The organism is Mycobacterium parascrofulaceum ATCC BAA-614 (genome assembly GCF_000164135.1).
GTDB classification, from domain to species: domain Bacteria; phylum Actinomycetota; class Actinomycetes; order Mycobacteriales; family Mycobacteriaceae; genus Mycobacterium; species Mycobacterium parascrofulaceum.
In genome coordinates this window covers 1,051,273-1,069,569 of sequence record NZ_GG770553.1, presented here as the reverse complement: position 1 = coordinate 1,069,569, position 18,297 = coordinate 1,051,273, and the positions used below count along the sequence as shown (strand labels likewise).

The following is an 18,297-nucleotide window of genomic DNA, read 5'->3' as shown; positions in this document are numbered from 1 at the left end:
ATGAGCGCACCCACGGCGAACCGTCCTGCGTCAGGTGTCTTTTCACCCGCGCGCGCCCGCATCCCGCAACGGACCCTACGCACCGACCGGTGGTGGATGTCGCCGCTGCGGATCGACCTGGGTTTCGCCGCGTTCCTCATCTATGCGACGTTCCGCGCGTTCCAGCAGAACTACTTCTTCGTCCCGCAGTACCACTACCTGACGCCGTTCTACTCACCCTGCGTGAGCACGGCCTGCGGCGAGGCCCACGACTTCTGGCCGCAGATCCTGCCGAACGTGTGGTGGCTGCCGTACGCGGCGCTGACGCTGCCGTTCCTGCTGCTGTTCCGGCTGACGTGCTACTACTACCGCGGCGCCTACTACCGCACGGTGTGGCAGTCGCCCAGCGCCTGCGCGGTCGCCGAGCCGCGCGTCCACTACACCGGCGAGACCAGGTTCCCGCTGATCGTCCAGAACAGCCACCGGTACTTCTTCTACATCGCCGGCATCATCTCGGTGATCAACACCTACGACGCGATCATCGGATTCCACTCCGACTCCGGCCCGCACGGCTTCGGGTTCGGCCTGGGCAACCTGATCATGGTCGGCAACGTCGTCATGCTGTGGGTCTACACGCTGTCCTGCCACTCCTGCCGGCACGTGACCGGCGGGCGGCTCAAGCACTTCTCCAAGCACCCGGTGCGGTACTGGATCTGGACCCAGGTCAGCCACATCAACACCCGGCACAAGCAGTACGCGTGGATCACGCTGGGCACCCTGATGCTCACCGACTTCTACATCGCCCTGGTGGCCAGCGGCACCATCAGTGACCTGAGATTTGTTGGCTGAAACGCCTTTTGAAAAGAATCAGAACTTAGCTAGCGAGGGTTTCATGGTTGAGGTCGAGCGGCATGCCTACGACGTAATCGTCATCGGCGCCGGCGGCGCGGGGCTCCGTGCGGTCATCGAGGCGCGGGAACGCGGCCTCAAGGTCGCGGTGGTGTGCAAGTCCCTCTTCGGCAAGGCTCACACGGTGATGGCCGAGGGCGGCTGCGCGGCGTCGATGGGCAACACCAACCCGAAGGACAACTGGAAGACCCACTTCGGCGACACGATGCGCGGTGGGAAGTTCCTCAACAACTGGCGGATGGCCGAACTGCACGCCAAGGAAGCGCCCGACCGCGTCTGGGAGCTGGAAACCTATGGCGCCCTGTTCGATCGGCTCGAGGACGGCAAGATCAGCCAGCGCAACTTCGGCGGGCACACCTACCCGCGGCTGGCGCACGTCGGTGACCGCACCGGCCTGGAGCTGATCCGCACCATGCAGCAGAAGATCGTCTCGCTGCAGCAGGAGGACTACGCCGAACTGGGCGACTACGAGGCGCGCATCAAGGTGTTCGCCGAGTGCACCATCACCGAACTCCTCAAGGACGGTGACGCGATCGCCGGGGCCTTCGGCTACTGGCGCGAGACGGGGCAGTTCGTGCTGTTCGAGGCGCCCGCGGTGGTGCTCGCGACCGGCGGGATCGGCAAGTCGTTCAAGGTCACCTCGAACTCCTGGGAGTACACCGGCGACGGGCACGCGCTGGCCCTGCGGGCGGGCGCGTCGCTGATCAACATGGAGTTCGTCCAGTTCCACCCGACCGGCATGGTCTGGCCGCCCAGCGTGAAGGGCATCCTCGTCACCGAGGGTGTCCGCGGCGACGGCGGGGTGCTGAAGAACTCCGACGGCAAGCGGTTCATGTTCGACTACATCCCGCCGGTGTTCAAGGGTCAGTACGCCGAGACCGAGCAAGAGGCCGACCAGTGGCTCAAGGACAACGACTCGGCCCGCCGCACGCCCGACCTGCTGCCCCGCGACGAGGTCGCGCGCGCGATCAACTCGGAGGTCAAGGCCGGCCGGGGCAGCCCGCACGGCGGCGTGTTCCTCGACATCGCGTCCCGGTTGACGCCCGAGGAGATCAAGCGGCGCCTGCCGTCGATGTACCACCAGTTCAAGGAGCTGGCCGGGGTCGACATCACGAAGGAGCCGATGGAAGTCGGGCCCACCTGCCACTACGTGATGGGCGGGGTCGAGGTGGACGCCGACACCGGCGCCGCCACCGTCCCCGGGTTGTTCGCCGCGGGTGAGTGCTCCGGCGGCATGCACGGCTCCAACCGGCTGGGCGGTAACTCCCTGTCGGACCTGCTGGTCTTCGGCCGCCGCGCCGGACTGGGCGCGGCCGACTACGTCCGGGCACTGAGCAGCCGCCCGGCCGTCTCGGCCGACGCCGTCGAGACCGCGGCGAAGCGGGCGCTGTCCCCCTTCGACGGGCCGACCGACGGTGCCCCGGCGGAGAACCCGTACACGCTGCAGCTCGAGCTGCAGCAGTCGATGAACGACCTGGTCGGCATCATCCGCAAGGCCGACGAGGTCGCGGAGGCCCTGACCCGCCTGGACAAGCTGCGCGAGCGGTTCAAGAACATGCACGTGGAGGGCGGCCGCCACTACAACCCGGGCTGGAACCTCGCCATCGACCTGCGCAACATGCTGCTGGTCAGCGAATGCGTCGCCAAGGCCGCGCTGGAGCGCACCGAGAGCCGCGGCGGCCACACCCGCGACGACCATCCGGCGATGGACTCCGGGTGGCGCAAGGTGCTGCTGGTCTGCCGGGCCGCCGGCGGCGACGAGGTGATTCCGGACATCAGCATCACGCACAAGGACCAGGTGCCGATGCGGCCCGACCTGCTGGAGCTCTTCGAGATCTCCGAGCTGGAGAAGTACTACACCGACGACGAACTGGCCGAGCATCCGGGACGGAGAGGCTGATGACCTACAACGCGAGCATGCGCGTGTGGCGCGGCGACGATGCCAACGGCGCGCTGCAGGACTTCACGGTGGAGGTCAACGAGGGCGAGGTGGTGCTCGACATCATCCATCGCCTGCAGCAGACCCAGACGCCCGACCTCGCGGTGCGGTGGAACTGCAAGGCGGGCAAGTGCGGCTCCTGCTCGGCGGAGATCAACGGGGTGCCGCGGTTGCTGTGCATGACCCGGATGTCCACCTTCGCCGAGGACGAGGTGGTGACGGTGACGCCGCTGCGGACCTTCCCGGTGATCCGCGACCTGGTCACCGACGTGTCCTTCAACTACGAGAAGGCCCGCGAGATCCCCGCCTTCGCGCCGCCCAAGGACCTGCAGCCGGGCGAGTACCGGATGGCGCAGGTCGACGTGCAGCGCTCGCAGGAGTTCCGCAAGTGCATCGAGTGCTTCCTGTGCCAGAACGTGTGCCACGTGGTCCGCGACCACGAGGAGAACAAGAAGGCGTTCGCCGGGCCGCGCTTCCTGATGCGGATCGCCGAACTCGAGATGCACCCACTGGACACCATGGACCGGCGCAACCAGGCCCAGGAAGCGCACGGTCTGGGCTACTGCAACATCACCAAGTGTTGCACCGAGGTCTGCCCGGAAAACATCAAGATCACCGACAACGCGCTGATCCCGATGAAAGAGCGGGTCGCCGACCGCAAGTACGACCCGGTGGTGTGGCTGGGCAACAAGCTGTTCCGGCGCTGAGCCGGGCGTTAGCGCTCCCGGTGCGCCGGGTACCCGCATATCAGCCCTGTTGGGTCGACACCCGACGATCTGCCCCAACTCGAAAGGCAGCGTGGGAGATATGCGAGAAACCACCAGCATCAACGAAATCCGAACCGCGATCCGGGAGTTGTCCGTCCGCGCGGATCTTGCGCGCAAGGAGGGCCGCCACGACGACGCGGCCGAGATCGAACAGCGGATAGCGGGCTTCCGGGCGGAACTCAGCCGCCGGCCCTGATCGCGTTCAGGCGCCCAGGCGCCGGAACACGCTGCGGTGAAACACGATCGGCGCGACGTCGGCGTCGACCGTCACCTCCTTGACCCGCAGCACCACGATCGTGTGGTCCCCGGCCGGGATCAGCTGCTCGATCGCGCTTTCCAGCCACAGGGCGGTGCCCTTGATGAAGACGGCGCCGCTGTCCCGGGACTCCGTCTCCAGCCCGGCGAACCGGTCCCCGGTCTTGGCGGCCAGGGTCCGCGCCGCCTCGTCGTGCGCCTCGCCGAGCACGCTGATGCCCAGCATGGGCCGGTCCTTGAGCTTGGGCCATGTCGTCGACGTGTTCTGCACGCAGAACGAGACCAGCGGCGGATCCAGGGAGACGGGGACGAAGGTGCTGGCCGCCAGCCCCTCCCGGCTCCCTTGCACCTCGGCGGCGATGGCCACCACCCCCGAGGGAAAATGGCCGAAGGCCTCACGAAGTGTGGACGGTGTCAGGTTCTTGTTCGAGTTCACCGGAATTCATTCGCCCCTTGAGCCGAGAACGGGATTCTCGTCCCCGACCCTACCTGCCGAATATCCGTGCGCCGAAGCCACATCGGGGTGCGCGCACACCCCGCGGCGGGGCGCGCCGGGGACCCCGGCCGGTCAGGTGGAGGAGAAAGCCCACCTCGCGGGCGCGGCCCGCGACGCCCGCCGCAATCGGGCCGCCGACGTGCGCGAATCCGCCACCGGCATGGCGGTGACGTATCCCACAGTTTAGCTTTCGTTTCACCATCGTCGCAGGTCAGCGGCGTCATGCGCCCTTCCCAACCGGTTGGTTAATTAGATGATGAAATCTAGCTCACATTGACTTGCGTTGAACTGTCCGAGAGCGATATTTTAGCGGTGTTACTGGTGGGTAACTTAGAAGTAGTACCCAACCACAAGTGGCATTCTCAACGAGGAGGAACCGTAGTGAGCCACTACAAGAGCAACGTCCGTGACCAGGTGTTCAACCTGTTCGAGGTCTTGGGCGTTGAGAAGGCTTTGGGCGCCGGCGACTACAGCGATCTGGACGTCGACACCGCGCGCGAAATGTTGTCAGAGATCAGCCGGCTGGCCGAGGGGCCGATCGCCGAGTCGTTCGTCGAGGGCGACCGCAATCCGCCGGTCTTCGACCCGAAGACCCACTCGGTGACGCTGCCGGAGGCGTTCAAGAAGTCGGTCCGCGCCGTCACCGAGGCCGGCTGGGACAAGGTCGGCATCGACGAGGTGCTCGGCGGCATGCCGATGCCGCGTGCCCTGGTATGGGCGCTGCACGAGCACCTGCTGGGTGCCAACCCGGCCGTCTGGATGTACGGCGGCGGCGCCGGCTTCGCCAACATCCTCTACCACCTCGGTACCGAGGAGCAGAAGAAGTGGGCCGTGATCTGCGCCGAGCGCGGCTGGGGCTCCACCATGGTGCTGACCGAGCCGGACGCCGGCTCCGACGTCGGCGCCGGCCGGACCAAGGCGATCAAGCAGGACGACGGCTCCTGGCACATCGAGGGCGTCAAGCGCTTCATCACCTCGGCCGACTCCGGCGACCTGTTCGAGAACATCTTCCACTTGGTGCTGGCGCGCCCCGAGGGCGCGGGCCCGGGCACCAAGGGGCTGTCGCTGTTCTTCGTGCCCAAGTTCCTGTTCGACTTCGAGACGGGCGAGCTCGGCGAGCGCAACGGTGTCTTCGTCACCAACGTCGAGCACAAGATGGGCCTGAAGGTTTCGGCCACCTGTGAGCTGTCGTTCGGCCAGCACGACGTGCCGGCCAAGGGCTGGCTGGTCGGCGAGGTGCACAACGGCATCGCGCAGATGTTCGAGGTGATCGAGCAGGCGCGCATGATGGTCGGCACCAAGGCCATCGCCACCCTGTCGACCGGCTACCTCAACGCGCTGGAGTACGCCAAGTCCCGCGTGCAGGGCGCCGACATGACCCAGATGACCGACAAGACCGCACCGCGGGTGACCATCACGCACCACCCGGACGTGCGCCGGTCGCTGATGACCCAGAAGGCCTACGCCGAGGGTCTGCGCGCGCTGTACCTCTACACCGCGACCTACCAGGACGCCGCGGTCGCGGAGGCGGTGCACGGCGTGGACGCCGAGCTGGCCGTCAAGGTCAACGACCTGATGCTGCCGGTGGTCAAGGGCGTCGGCTCCGAGCAGGCCTACGCCAAGCTCACCGAGAGCCTGCAGACCTTCGGTGGGTCCGGCTTCCTGCAGGACTACCCGATCGAGCAGTACATCCGGGACGCGAAGATCGACTCCCTCTACGAGGGCACCACGGCCATCCAGGCGCAGGACTTCTTCTTCCGGAAGATCATCCGCGACAAGGGTGTGGCGCTGGCCCACGTGTCGGGCGAGATCCAGAAGTTCGTGGACAGCGAGTCCGGCAACGGCCGGCTCAAGTCCGAGCGCGAGCTGCTGGCGAAGGCCCTGGCCGACGTCCAGGCGATGGCGGCCACGCTGACCGGCTACCTGATGGCGGCGCAGGAGGATGTGACCAGCCTCTACAAGGTGGGCCTGGGATCGGTGCGCTTCCTGATGAGCGTCGGCGACCTGGTCATCGGCTGGTTGCTACAGCAGCAGGCGGCGGTGGCCGTGCAGGCGCTGGACGCCGGCGCCAGCGGCGACGAGCGGTCCTTCTACGAGGGCAAGGTCGCCGTGGCCTCGTTCTTCGCGAAGAACTTCCTGCCGCTGTTGGCCAGCACCCGCGAGGTGATCGAGACTCTGGACAACGACATCATGGAGCTCGACGAAGCCGCCTTCTGACGGCCACAAGGCAAAACCCCGCTTCCGGATGGGAGCGGGGTTTTTGCTTGTGGATTTCACCGTGCCGACGGCACAAAAGACCAACGGCTACAAAAAGGCCGCCGCTGGATCCCCTCACTCCAGCGGCGGCCCTTTTCGTACGCCCGTCCACGCCGACCGGCGGTCGTTTCAGGGATGCCCCGTATTGCCGTCGGGGTCGGGGGGTCAGACCACAACACGGGGTCATCCGCGCACTCGGATACCCGCCAACCCGGATTACTAACCGGGTGTGACCGACGTCATGAACCGGCCGGCCGCACGGGCGATCAGGCCTCCAGGATCGCGGCCACGCCCTGCCCCCCGGCGGCGCAGATGGACACCAGGGCGCGCAGCGGCTTGCCGGCGCCACCCTTGCCCTCGGCCTTCTTCTGGGCGAGCTGCTTGGCCGCCTGCGCCAAAATGCGACCGCCGGTAGCGGCGAAGGGGTGACCCGCGGCCAGCGACGAGCCGTTGACGTTGAGCTTGGACCGGTCGATCGACCCCAGCGCGGCGTCCAAGCCCAGCCGCTCCTTGCAGTAGTCCTCCGACTCCCACGCCTGCAGGTGCGCCAGCACCACCGAGGCGAAGGCCTCGTGGATCTCGTAGAAATCGAACTCCTGCAGGCTCAGTCCGTTTCTCGCCAACAGCCGCGGCACCGCGTAGGTGGGCGCCATCAGCAGGCCGTCGCGGCCGTTGACGTAGTCGACGGCGGCGGTTTCCGAGTCCACCAGGAAAGCCAGCGGGGTCAGCGAGCGGGCGGCCGCCCACTCCTCGCTGGCCAGCAGCGCAACCGACGCCCCGTCGGTCAGCGGCGTCGAGTTGCCGGCCGTCATCGTCGCGTCACCGGCCTTCACACCGAACACCGGCTTGAGCTTGGCCAGCTTCTCCGCCGAGGAATCCGGGCGCAGGTTGTCGTCGCGGTAGAGCCCGAGGAACGGCGTGACCAGGTCGTCGAAGAAACCCCGGTCGTAGGCGGCGGCCATGTTGCGGTGGCTCGCGGCGGCCAGCTCGTCCTGGTCGACGCGCTTGATGCCCATCTCCTTGGCCGTGATCGCCTGGTGCTCGCCCATGGACAGCCCCGTGCGCGGCTCGCTGTTGACCGGGATCTGGATCCCCAGGCTGGCGGGCAGCGTGCCCACCAGCCGCAGCCGCTCGACGTTGGACTTGGACCGGCGCAGCTTGAGCAGGGTGCGGCGCAGGTTGTCGCCCAGGGCGATCGGCGGGTCGGAGGTGGTGTCCACCCCGCCGGCGGCGGCGACGTCGTAACGCCCGGACGCGATGCCGTCGGACGCGGCGATGGCCGCCTGCAGACCCGTGCCGCACGCCTGTTGCAGGTCGAACGCCGGGGTGTACGACGACAGCTCGGAGCCCAGCACGCATTCGCGCGTCAGGTTGAAGTCGCGGCTGTGCTTGAGCACGGCGCCGCCGACCACCACGCCCAACCGCTCACCGGCCAACCCGAAGCGGTCCACCAGCCCGCCCAGCGCGGCGGTGAACATGTCCTGGTTGGACGCCTCGGCGTAGGCGCCGTCGGACCGGGCGAACGGAATGCGGTTGCCGCCCAGCACGGCCACTCGCCGCCGCTGCGCGCCGCGCTGGTTGCTTGCCTCAGAACTTGCAGGGGCCACTGTCTTCTCCGTGTATCTGCGGTCTATTGGGTATCTGCCGTCTATTGGTTTCGGGATCGCCCGTCTGGGGCCATACTACCCACTGTTCTTACTCTGAAGTAAGTTCGTCCCCGATACGGTTGTGCTGTAGGCACACCCCGACTGAGAAAGCACATGGAAGGTAGCTCCGGTGGCTCCCAAGGTCTCGTCCGATCTGTTCTCCCAGATTGTCAATTCCGGTCCTGGATCGTTTCTCGCCAAGCAGCTCGGTGTCCCGCAACCCGAGACGTTGCGCCGCTACCGGCCCGGTGACCCGCCGCTGGCCGGATCCCTGCTGATCGGTGGCGAAGGGCGCGTCGTCGAGCCGCTGCGCGCCGCGCTGGCCAAGGACTACGACCTGGTGGGCAACAACCTGGGCGGTCGCTGGGCGGACCAGTTCGGCGGCCTGGTCTTCGACGCCACCGGTATCACGACGCCCGAGGGGCTGCGGGGCTTGTACGAATTCTTCACGCCGCTGCTGCGCAACCTGGGACACTCGGCGCGCGTCGCGGTGGTGGGCACCACGCCCGACGCGGCCGCTTCGCCGCACGAACGGATCGCGCAGCGCGCGCTGGAGGGGTTCACCCGCTCGCTGGGCAAGGAGCTCCGCAACGGCAGCACGGTGGCGCTGGTGTATCTGTCGCCCGACGCCAAACCCGCCGCGACGGGCCTGGAATCGACCATGCGGTTCATCCTGTCGGCCAAGTCCGCCTACGTCGACGGCCAGGTGTTCTACGTCGGTGAGGCCGACTCCACGCCGCCGGCCGACTGGGAGCGGCCACTGGACGGCAAGGTGGCGATCGTGACCGGCGCGGCCCGCGGGATCGGCGCGACGATCGCGGAGGTGTTCGCCCGCGACGGCGCCCGCGTCGTCACGATCGACGTCGAGTCGGCCGCCGAGTCGCTGGCCGAAACGGCCAGCCGGGTCGGGGGCACCGCGTTGTGGCTCGACGTCACCGCCGAGGACGCCGTCGACAAGATCACCGAGCACCTGCGCGAGCACCACGGCGGGCACGCCGACGTGCTGGTCAACAACGCCGGCATCACCCGCGACAAGCTGCTGGCCAACATGGACGACGCCCGCTGGGACGCCGTGCTGGCCGTCAATCTCCTTGCGCCGCTTCGCCTTACCGAGGGGCTGGTGGGCAACGGCACCATCGGCGAGGGCGGCCGGGTGATCGGGCTGTCCTCGATGGCCGGCATCGCGGGCAACCGCGGCCAGACCAACTACGCCACCACCAAGGCCGGCATGATCGGCCTCACCCAGGCGCTGGCCCCGGAACTTTACGGCAAGGGCATCACGATCAACGCCGTCGCGCCGGGCTTCATCGAAACCCAGATGACGGCCGCGATCCCGCTGGCCACCCGCGAGGTCGGCCGCCGGATGAACTCGCTGCTGCAGGGCGGCCAGCCCGTCGACGTCGCGGAGACCATCGCCTACTTCGCCAGCCCGGCGTCGAACGCGGTGACGGGCAACGTCATCCGCGTCTGCGGCCAGGCCATGCTGGGCGCGTAGCCGCGAGGAGGAGAACGCGATGAACCAGCCAAGCGGCCTGAAGAACATGCTGCGCGCGGCGGCCGGGGCCCTGCCGATGGTGCCCAGGGGCGACCAGCTTCCCACGCGGACGGTGACCGTGTCGGAGTTGCCCATCGACCACACCAACGTGGCCGAGTATGCGGCGGTCACCGGCCTGCGCTACGGCAACAACGTGCCGCTCACCTATCCGTTCGCGCTGACCTTCCCCACGATGATGTCGCTGGTGACCGGGTTCGACTTCCCCTTCGCCGCAATGGGTTCGGTGCACGTCGAGAACCACATCACCCAGTACCGGCCGATCGCGGTCACCGACACCGTCGGAGTGCGCGTGCACGCCGAGAACCTGCGCGAGCACCGCAAGGGCCTGTTGGTCGACCTGGTGACCGACGTGAGCGTCGGCGGCGATTTCCAGGACGTCGCGTGGAACCAGGTGACGACCTTCCTGCACCAGCAACGCACCAGCCTGTCCGACGAGCCGAAGCCGCCGCCGCAGAAGCAGCCCAAGCTGCCGCCGCCCAGCACCGTCCTGCGCGTCAGCCCCGGGCTGATCCGGCGCTACGCCGTGGTCGGCGGTGACCACAACCCGATCCACACCAACCCGGTCGCCGCCAAGCTGTTCGGCTTCCCGACCGTGATCGCGCACGGAATGTACAGCGCCGCAGCCGTATTGGCGAACATCGAGGCCCGCTTCCCGGATGCGGTGAAGTACTCGGTGAAATTCGGCAAGCCGCTGGTGCTGCCGGGCACCGCCGGCCTCTACATCGACGAAGGCCGCGTCGACGAGGGCCATGGCGGCTGCGACATCTCGCTGCGCAACGTCGCCAAGGGCTACCCGTACCTGACCGGCACGGTCCGGGCGCTGTAGGGCGTTTCAGCCCGAGCGCGTCGGGCCGCGGCCTGTGGCAACGACTTTCAGCGCGTGGGCGCCGGTCGCGGTCACCAGGAACAGGAAAAACAACCACACCGGCGGCCGGGCGAGTTCCCAGACGAAGATCGCCGCCCAGATCGGCGAACCCTGCGTCACCGCCAAGACGCCGGCGGCGCCCGCGAGCGAGACCGTCGGCCCGTGCAGGTGCGTGCCGGCCACCGCGTTCATCGCCAGCACCAGCGCCAATCCGGCCGCCGCTCCGGTGGCCAGCGACGGGGTGAGCATGCCGCCCGCCCCGCCGGCGCGCAGGAACAGGGCGGTCAACAGGGGTTTGAGCGCCAGGATCGCGATCGCGGCGGACAGCGTCAGCCCGCTGGCCAGGCTGACGGTCAGGATGCTGCGGCCGTTGCCGGGCAGCTCGGGCCACCAATGCGAACAGATCCCCATCACCAGGCCCGCGCCCCCGAGCGCGGGAACCAGCACCCACGTCCGCAGCTGCCTGGCCGGTCGCGCCGCCGCCATCAGCCGGGTGAACGCCAAGCCCACCGCCAGCGCCACGGGCGCCAAGATCAGCGCCTGCCCGGTCAGCTCGAAGGACACGTTCGCGTCGGGCCAGTCCAGGATCGGTTCGTCGTGCGTGGCGGCCGAGCAGACGGCCACGGCCAGGCTCGACGTGATCAGGGCGGCGCCCAGGGCGCGGGGTTGCCAGGTGGTCAGCATGATCCGGGCGGTGAACAGCGCGCCGGCCAGCGGGACGGCGTAGACCGCACCCAGCCCGGCGCCGGCCGCGCACGCGAGCAGGATCTGGCGGTCGCCGGCCGTCAGCCGTCGCAGCCACGCGGTGCCCCAATCGCCCAGGGCGGCCGCGAACTGCCGGGGCGCCCCCTCCCGGCCCAGGGAAGCGCCCGAGCCGACCAGCAGCACCTGCAGCAGCGCGTCGACCCCCCACGCCAGCCGCGGTATCCGCTCGCGGCGGGCGATGGTCTCCGCGAGCGGCGGCATGGTCGCGGCGCGCCGCAACGCCCACCAGCCGAGCCCCGCCAGCGCACCGCCGACCATCGGTCCCAGCGCGCGGCGCACCGGGCTGCTGCCGGTGATCCCGGTCAACAGCGTCCCGAAGGTGTAGTGGTAGGTCACGTGCTCGATGAAGCGCAGCACCGTGGTGGTCGCCAGGCCGGCAACCCCGGCCAGCAGCCCGACGATGATCACGGCACAGAAGAAGTCGACGTTGCGGCGGGCGGGCGGTCGAGCCACCCCACGAATGTAGGGGCTAGCGCCCGGCGGCCCGGGGCCCGCCCTTCTCGGGCAGCGCGGCGGCGGCCTCCCGCTCCTCCGGCGCGCCCCGAAGCCCGTGCCAGAACAGGTTGATCATCAGCTCGGCGGCCTCGTCGGCGTCGATGTCGCCGGTGCTGAGCTGGTTGGCCATCGCCTCCCCCGCGCCCACCAGCGCCACGGCCATCATCTCGTCTTCGCGCTCGGCGCGCGGGCTGCGACTGCCGGCCCGCACCAGCCCGGCGACCAACTCGATGATCTGCTCCCGCCCCTCGCGCACCACGTGCGCGAACGCCTGCGAACTGGTGGCCTGCGTGTACATCACGATCCACGACGCCCGGTTGGCGTCGATGTAGCGCATGAACGCCACGATCGTGTTGCGCAGCAGGTCTTTCGGGCTCTGGGTGAAGTCGATGTCGGCGCGCACCGCGTCGATGAACCGGCCCATCTCCCGGTGCAGGCAGGCGCCGAACAGGTCCTCCTTGGAGCCGTAGTACAGGTAGAGCATCGGCTTGGAGATCTGCGCCTGGGCGGCGATGGCGTCCATCGAGGTCTCGTGGTAGCCGTTGACCGAGAACATCTGCACGGCGGCGTCCAGCATTTGTTGCTCGCGGACAGCGCGCGGTAACCGCTTGGTGCCACCCGCCATCGCTTACCTCTCTAGGCCGTCTATCTGACTCCAGAGTAAGCAACCGGCGCGCTTCAGTGCGCGCTTCAGTGGCCGCAAGCGGGGCTGCGGCCCTTCATCGTCGCCACCCGGCCGAGCGCGTCGTCGACGCGCTGCGCGGGTAGTTCGCCGGCGGCCACCGCCTTCTGCAGCCGGTCCAGGACCGCGGGCACCTCGTCCGTGGTGACCCACAGCGCCACGTCGGTGCCCGCCTGCAGGGCGCGCAGCACCGCCTCGGCGACGCCGTACCGGTCGGAGATGGCGCCCATGCTGGAGAGGTCGTCGGTGAACACCGGGCCGTTGAACGGCGGGGCGCCGTAGCCGACGCCGTTGCGCAGCAGCTGCACCGCCGCCGCGCTCAGGCTCGCCGGCTCGTCGCCGGTCAGGCCGGGGACCTGCAGGTGCCCCAGCATGACCGCCACCGGGGCCGCCGTCACCAGCGTCCGGTAGGGCACCAGGTCGACGCTCTGCAGGTCGCTCAGGGGCGGCGTCACCACCCCGCCGGTGTGCGAGTCGCCCGACCCGTGCCCGTGCCCGGGGAAGTGCTTGAGCACCGGCAGCAGCCCGGCGTCGCGCAGGCCCTGCGCGTACGCGCCGGCGTAAGCGGTGACGGTGTTGGGGTCGCCGCCGAAGGACCGGTCGCCGATCACGCCGTCGGTGGCGTCGGTGACGTCGACGACGGGGGCGAAGTCGATGGTGATGCCCAGGTCGCGCATCTTCTTGCCGCGCTCGGCCGCCAGGTCGTGCACCTGGGCGACGGTCTGGGTCCGGGCCAGCTCCCGCGGCGACGGCGACGCGCCGATCAGCGACCGCAACCGCGACACCCGGCCGCCCTCCTCGTCGACGCTGACCGCGAGCGGGAGCGGTCCGGCCTTCGCCGCGATGTCGGCCAGCGGGCCCTTGAAGATGGACAGGTCCGTCCAGCTGCCGATGAAGATGCCGCCGACGTGGTAGTCGTCGACCACCGAGCGGGCGTCGTCGGCGTTCTTCACGCCCACCATCAGCAGCTGAGCCAGCTTGTCGCGGACCGGCAGTGCGGTGAGGTCGCCGCACGCCGGCGGGGCGGGGGCGGCCGCCGGCTTGCTGACCGAGGTCGTCGGGCCGGGCGGCCGGGCCCCGTGGTGGGCGCAGCCCGACACCAACGCCGACACGGAGGCGAGCACGGCCCCGGCGGCGGCCATGGTGCGCGAAAATGACATCGGGCCATGCTTTCACGGCGGGGTCCGGACCTCCGGGTGTGGGCGGCGGCGAGGTTTTCCTCTCCCGCGGTGCGGGCATTCCCGGGCAGGTGCTAGCTGGGCTAGCGGGGGGCGAGAAGGAGCCAGCCATGACGGGTTTCACCCTGGCCGCGGCCAGCATCGCGGTGGGTCTGTCGGTCGGGATGGCGACGACCGTCGGCGTCACGCTGGCCGTCGCCGACCACGTCGCGGCGCCCGTGCGAGGCCGTCCGGCCCAGCCGAGCCCCCTCGGACCTCAGCTGGTGCAGTACGGCGACCGGTGCTTTCACGGGCACTGTCTGCCCTGACCCTGCCCTGACCAGGGCACGGGGGCCGCGACCGCGCTTCTGCTAGGTTGTCGCTAGGCCGTCGCCACGTATCCCGATGCTTGAAGGAGCCGTTGATGAACCGGATCATTGCGCCCGCCGCCGCGAGCGTGGTGGTCGGTCTGCTGCTCGGCGCGGCAGCGATCTTCGGGATCACCCTGATGGTGCAGCAGGACACGAAACCGCCACTCCCCGGGGGCGATCCGCAGTCGTCAGTGCTCAACCGGGTCGAGTACGGCAACCGTAGCTAGCGGCGGGAGCCGGGGGCACCGCCCGCTTGCGGGGGAGGCGTCGCCGCCACCGGATCCGGCGGCCGTCGCGGAGGCCGGCCCGCCACTCCCGTGTATGCGGGCCGCGCGCGTGTCGCGCCGTTGGCTGTGGCTGGTCGGCGCGATCGCCCTGCTGTTGACGTTCGCCCAATCCCCCGGCCGGATCTCGCCCGACACCAAACTCGATCTCACCGCCAACCCGCTGCGCTTCCTGGCCCGGGCCACCAACCTGTGGAACAGCGAGCTGCCATTCGGGCAGGCGCAGAACCAGGCGTACGGGTACCTGTTCCCGCACGGGACCTTCTTCGCGATCGGCCACCTGCTTGCGCTGCCGGGATGGGTCACCCAACGGCTGTGGTGGGCGCTGCTGCTCACCGTCGGGTTCTGGGGACTGTTGCGGGTCGCCGAGGCGCTCGGCATCGGCAGCCCGGCGGCACGGGTGATCGGCGCCGCCGCATTCGCGCTGTCGCCGCGGGTGCTGACCACCCTGGGGTCCATCTCGTCGGAAACCCTGCCGATGATGCTCGCGCCGTGGGTGTTGCTGCCCACGATCCTGGCCCTGAACGGGGCGCGCGCGTCCACGAACCGGTCGGTGCGGGCGCTCGCCGCGCAGGCCGGCCTGGCCGTCGCGCTGATGGGCGCGGTCAACGCGATCGCCACGCTGGCCGGCTGCCTGCCCGCGGTGATCTGGTGGGCGTGCCACCGTCCCAACCGGCTGTGGTGGCGCTACACCGGGTGGTGGCTGTTGGCGTTGTTCCTGGCGACCCTGTGGTGGGCAGTGGCGCTGGTGATGCTGCGCGCGATCAGCCCGCCGTTCCTGGACTTCATCGAATCGTCCGGGGTGACCACGCAGTGGTCGTCGCTGACCGAGATCCTGCGCGGCACCGAGAGCTGGACCCCGTACGTGGCGCCGACGGCGACCGCGGGCGCGCCGCTGGTGACCGGCTCGGCGGCCGTCGTGGCCACCTGCCTGGTGGCCGCCGCCGGGCTGGCCGGACTGGCCAGTCCGGCGATGCCGGCCCGCGGGCGACTGGTGACGATGCTGCTGACCGGCGTGGTGTTGATGGCGGCCGGCTACAGCGGCGGGCTGGGCTCGCCGGTGGCCCACGCGGTGCAGGCGTTCCTGGACGCCGGCGGCGCGCCGCTGCGCAACGTGCACAAGCTGGGGTCGGTGATCCGGATCCCGATCGTGCTGGGACTCGCCCAGGTGCTGGGGCGGATACCGCTGCCCGGCTCGGTGCCCGGCGCGGTGTGGCTGCGCGCGTTCGCCCGCCCCGAGCGCGACAGGCGGGTGGCGGTCGCGATCGTCATCCTCACCGCGCTGATGGTGAGCACCTCGCTGGCGTGGACCGGCCGGCTGACCCCGCCCGGCACCTTCAGCGCGATCCCCCGGTACTGGCAGGACACCGCCGACTGGCTCGACCAGCACAACAGGGGGACGCCCGTCCCGGGCCGGGTGCTGGTGGTTCCGGGTGCGCCGTTCGCCACCCAGGTGTGGGGCACCAGCCACGACGAGCCGCTGCAGGTGCTCGGCGGCAGCCCGTGGGGTGTGCGCGACTCCATCCCGTTGACCCCGCCGCAGACCATCCGGGCGCTGGATTCGGTGCAACGCCTCTTCGCCGCCGGGCGGCCCTCGGCCGGCCTCGCCGATACCCTTGCCCGCCAAGGTATTTCGTATCTCGTGGTGCGCAACGACCTGGATCCGGAAACGTCGCGCTCGGCGCGCCCGATCCTGGTGCACCGCACCGTCGACGGGTCCCCGGGGCTGCGGAAGGTGGCACAATTCGGCGATCCGGTGGGGCCCGGCACGCTGGCGGGCTTCGTGGCCGACAGCGGCCTGCGCCCGCGGTATCCGGCCATCGAGGTGTACCGGGTGGCCGGCGGTTCCGGCGCGCCGTACTTCGCGGACGTGGACCGGCTGCCGAGGGTGGACGGCGGACCGGAGGTGCTGCAGCGGCTCGACGAGCGGCGCCGGCTCCGGGGGCAGCCGCCGCTGGGTCCCGTGCTGATGACCGCCGACGCGCGCGGCGCCGGGCTGCCGGTGCCGGCGGTGACCGTCACCGACACCCCCGTCGCGCGCGAGACCGACTACGGCCGGGTGGACCTGCATTCGTCGGCCGTCCGGGCCCCGGGCGACGCGCGGCACACCTACAACCGCGTGCCCGACTATCCGGTCCCCGGCGCCGACCCGGTCGTCGGCGACTGGACCGGCGGGCGGATCACCGTGTCGAGCTCGTCGTCGGACTCCACCGCCATGCCCGACGTGGCACCGGCGACCTCCCCCGTCGCGGCCGTCGACGGCGACCCGGCGACCGCGTGGGTGTCCAACTCGCTGCAGGCCGCGGTCGGCCAGTGGCTGCGGGTGGACTTCGACCACCCCGTGACCAACGCGGCGATCACCCTGACGCCGAGCGCCACCGCCGTCGGCGCGCAGGTGCGCCGCATCCTGATCGAAACCGCCACCGGCAGCACGACGCTGCGGTTCGACGAGCCGGGCAAGCCGCTGGCCTCCGCCCTGCCCTACGGCGAGACGCCGTGGGTGCGCATCACCGCCTCGGGCACCGACGACGGATCCCCCGGCGTGCAATTCGGCATCACCGACCTGTCGATCACTCAGTACGACGCGTCCGGCTTCGCCCACCCGGTCGACCTGCGGCACACCGTGCGGGTTCCCGGGCCGCCACCGGGCTCGACCGTCGCGGGCTGGGACGTCGGTTCCGGGCTGCTCGGCAGGCCGGGCTGCGCGACGGCGCCCGACGGTGTGCGCTGCGCGCCGTCGATGGCCCTCGCGCCCGAGGAGCCGGTCAACCTCAGCCGGACGCTGACCGTTCCGGCGCCCATGTCGGTGACCCCGCTGGTGTGGGTGCGGCCGCGGCAGGGGCCGAAGCTGGCCGACCTGCTCGCCGAGCCGAACACCACCCGCGCCCAGGGCGACTCCGACCTAGTCGACGTCCTCGGCTCGGCGTACGCGGCCACCGACGGCGACCCGGCCACCGCGTGGACCGCGCCGCAGCGGGTGGTGCAGCACAAGACCCCGCCCACGCTGACGCTCACGCTGCCGCGGCCCACCGAGGTCACCGGGTTGCGGCTGGTGCCGAGCCGGTCGGCGTTGCCCGCCCACCCGACGATGGTGGGGGTCAACCTGGGCGAGGGTCCGCAGGTGCGCGCGCTGCGGCCCGGCGAACCGCAGACCCTCGCGCTGCACCCGCGGTTGACCGACACCGTCACCGTGAGCCTGCTGGACTGGGAAGACGTCATCGACCGCAACGCGCTGGGTTTCGACCAGCTCAAGCCGCCGGGGCTGGCCGAGCTGGCGGTGCTCGGCGCCGACGGCCAGCCGGTGGCGCCCGCCGACGCCGGCCGCGACCGCGGTAGGGAGGTCACGGTGGACTGCGACCACGGCCCGGTCATCGCGGTCGCGGGCCGGTTCGTGCACACCTCGATCCGCACCACCGTGGGCGCGCTGCTCGACGACGCCCCCGTCGCGGCGCAGGCCTGCGACCGGGAGCCGATCACGCTGCCGGCCGGCCAGCAGGAGCTGTTGATCAGCCCGGGCGCTCAGTTCGTGGTCGACGGCGCGGAGCTGTCCGCGCCGGATACCCCCGCCGCCGCGCCCGGCGCGGTCGCCGCTCCGGTGTGGCGGGCGTGGGGCCCGGACCGCCGCGAAGTGCAGGCTCCCCCGTCGGACACGTCGCGGGTGCTGGTCATCCCGGAGAGCATCAACCCCGGTTGGGTGGCCCGCACCGGCAGCGGGACGCGGCTGACCCCGGTGGCCGTCAACGGCTGGCAACAGGGCTGGGTGGTGCCGCCCGGCGACCCCGGCACCATCACGCTGACGTTCCCGCCCAACGCGCCGTACCGCGCCGGGCTGGGGTTCGGGCTGGCCCTGCTGCCGTTGCTGGCCCTGCTCGCGCT

At 70.3% G+C, this 18,297-nt stretch carries 15 protein-coding genes; 10 read left to right on the top strand and 5 right to left on the bottom strand.

Going from position 1 to position 18,297, the window contains the following annotated elements; genetic code table 11:
• From HMPREF0591_RS05040 to HMPREF0591_RS32940, 4 genes are all read left to right on the top strand, one after another.
• Entirely contained in the window at positions 1–828 is an 828-nt protein-coding gene (locus HMPREF0591_RS05040; protein ID WP_007167356.1) for a hypothetical protein, read from the top strand.
• A gap of 43 nt (positions 829–871) precedes the next feature.
• On the top strand, positions 872–2,788 hold the full coding sequence (locus HMPREF0591_RS05035) for a fumarate reductase/succinate dehydrogenase flavoprotein subunit (protein ID WP_007167355.1): 1,917 nt from the start codon (positions 872–874) through the stop codon (positions 2,786–2,788).
• Complete coding sequence (locus tag HMPREF0591_RS05030; protein ID WP_007167354.1) at positions 2,788–3,534, top strand: succinate dehydrogenase/fumarate reductase iron-sulfur subunit; 747 nt, start codon at positions 2,788–2,790, stop codon at positions 3,532–3,534. Before HMPREF0591_RS05035 ends, HMPREF0591_RS05030 begins: the two co-directional genes overlap by 1 nt.
• 100 nt (positions 3,535–3,634) lie before the next feature.
• Positions 3,635–3,790, top strand: coding sequence for a hypothetical protein (locus tag HMPREF0591_RS32940; RefSeq protein WP_007167353.1), 156 nt, complete (start codon positions 3,635–3,637; stop codon positions 3,788–3,790).
• A 6-nt stretch (positions 3,791–3,796) separates the two neighbouring features.
• Here the strand turns inward: HMPREF0591_RS32940 and HMPREF0591_RS05025 are convergent, their stop codons facing one another.
• The gene (locus HMPREF0591_RS05025) at positions 3,797–4,285 is read right to left on the bottom strand and encodes a flavin reductase family protein (protein ID WP_007167352.1); all 489 of its coding nucleotides are present in this window, start codon (positions 4,283–4,285) and stop codon (positions 3,797–3,799) included.
• A 441-nt stretch (positions 4,286–4,726) separates the two neighbouring features.
• On the opposite strand from HMPREF0591_RS05025, the gene HMPREF0591_RS05020 reads away from it, so the two are divergent.
• Entirely contained in the window at positions 4,727–6,562 is a 1,836-nt protein-coding gene (locus HMPREF0591_RS05020) for an acyl-CoA dehydrogenase (protein ID WP_007167351.1), read from the top strand.
• A gap of 305 nt (positions 6,563–6,867) precedes the next feature.
• Here the strand turns inward: HMPREF0591_RS05020 and HMPREF0591_RS05015 are convergent, their stop codons facing one another.
• Positions 6,868–8,208 carry an acetyl-CoA C-acetyltransferase gene (locus HMPREF0591_RS05015; protein ID WP_040621133.1) on the bottom strand — a complete coding sequence of 447 codons (1,341 nt, stop codon included), beginning with the start codon at positions 8,206–8,208 and terminating at the stop codon, positions 6,868–6,870.
• A 169-nt stretch (positions 8,209–8,377) separates the two neighbouring features.
• Between HMPREF0591_RS05015 and HMPREF0591_RS05010 the strand changes: the two genes are divergently transcribed.
• A complete protein-coding gene (locus HMPREF0591_RS05010; protein ID WP_007167349.1) occupies positions 8,378–9,742 on the top strand; it encodes a 3-oxoacyl-ACP reductase in 1,365 nt (454 codons plus the stop codon).
• A gap of 19 nt (positions 9,743–9,761) precedes the next feature.
• Positions 9,762–10,628, top strand: coding sequence for a MaoC/PaaZ C-terminal domain-containing protein (locus tag HMPREF0591_RS05005; RefSeq protein ID WP_007167348.1), 867 nt, complete (start codon positions 9,762–9,764; stop codon positions 10,626–10,628).
• A 6-nt stretch (positions 10,629–10,634) separates the two neighbouring features.
• Here the strand turns inward: HMPREF0591_RS05005 and HMPREF0591_RS05000 are convergent, their stop codons facing one another.
• From HMPREF0591_RS05000 to HMPREF0591_RS04990, 3 genes are all read right to left on the bottom strand, one after another.
• Entirely contained in the window at positions 10,635–11,885 is a 1,251-nt protein-coding gene (locus tag HMPREF0591_RS05000; RefSeq protein WP_007167347.1) for a chloride channel protein, read from the bottom strand.
• A 16-nt stretch (positions 11,886–11,901) separates the two neighbouring features.
• Entirely contained in the window at positions 11,902–12,552 is a 651-nt protein-coding gene (locus tag HMPREF0591_RS04995) for a TetR/AcrR family transcriptional regulator (RefSeq protein ID WP_040621127.1), read from the bottom strand.
• 65 nt (positions 12,553–12,617) lie between these two features.
• Positions 12,618–13,769 (bottom strand): glycoside hydrolase family 3 N-terminal domain-containing protein, encoded by a 1,152-nt coding sequence (locus HMPREF0591_RS04990; protein WP_007167345.1) that lies wholly within the window; start codon positions 13,767–13,769, stop codon positions 12,618–12,620.
• A 128-nt stretch (positions 13,770–13,897) separates the two neighbouring features.
• Here HMPREF0591_RS04990 and HMPREF0591_RS04985 point away from each other — a divergent pair, with 128 nt between their 5' ends.
• From HMPREF0591_RS04985 to HMPREF0591_RS04980, 3 genes are all read left to right on the top strand, one after another.
• Positions 13,898–14,095, top strand: a complete 198-nt coding sequence (locus HMPREF0591_RS04985) for a DUF2613 family protein (protein ID WP_040621855.1) — start codon at positions 13,898–13,900, stop codon at positions 14,093–14,095.
• A gap of 95 nt (positions 14,096–14,190) precedes the next feature.
• Positions 14,191–14,364: a DUF2613 domain-containing protein gene (locus tag HMPREF0591_RS30695; protein WP_065443914.1), complete on the top strand. Its 174-nt coding sequence runs from the start codon at positions 14,191–14,193 to the stop codon at positions 14,362–14,364.
• Between the two features lie 94 nt (positions 14,365–14,458).
• Positions 14,459–18,297, top strand: a 3,839-nt coding sequence (locus tag HMPREF0591_RS04980) for an alpha-(1->3)-arabinofuranosyltransferase (protein ID WP_007167342.1), incomplete at its 3' end; no start/stop codon positions are given.

What these genes read in the sequence shown, in the direction of transcription:
- HMPREF0591_RS05040 (WP_007167356.1), top strand. Translation starts at nt 1, where the DNA reads ATGAGCGCACCCACGGCGAACCGTCCTGCGTCAGGTGTCTTTTCACCC.
- HMPREF0591_RS05035 (WP_007167355.1), top strand. Translation starts at nt 872, where the DNA reads ATGGTTGAGGTCGAGCGGCATGCCTACGACGTAATCGTCATCGGCGCC.
- HMPREF0591_RS05030 (WP_007167354.1), top strand. Translation starts at nt 2,788, where the DNA reads ATGACCTACAACGCGAGCATGCGCGTGTGGCGCGGCGACGATGCCAAC.
- HMPREF0591_RS32940 (WP_007167353.1), top strand. Translation starts at nt 3,635, where the DNA reads ATGCGAGAAACCACCAGCATCAACGAAATCCGAACCGCGATCCGGGAG.
- HMPREF0591_RS05005 (WP_007167348.1), top strand. Translation starts at nt 9,762, where the DNA reads ATGAACCAGCCAAGCGGCCTGAAGAACATGCTGCGCGCGGCGGCCGGG.
- HMPREF0591_RS04995 (WP_040621127.1), bottom strand. Translation starts at nt 12,552, where the DNA reads ATGGCGGGTGGCACCAAGCGGTTACCGCGCGCTGTCCGCGAGCAACAA.
- HMPREF0591_RS04990 (WP_007167345.1), bottom strand. Translation starts at nt 13,769, where the DNA reads ATGTCATTTTCGCGCACCATGGCCGCCGCCGGGGCCGTGCTCGCCTCC.
- HMPREF0591_RS04985 (WP_040621855.1), top strand. Translation starts at nt 13,898, where the DNA reads ATGACGGGTTTCACCCTGGCCGCGGCCAGCATCGCGGTGGGTCTGTCG.
- HMPREF0591_RS30695 (WP_065443914.1), top strand. Translation starts at nt 14,191, where the DNA reads ATGAACCGGATCATTGCGCCCGCCGCCGCGAGCGTGGTGGTCGGTCTG.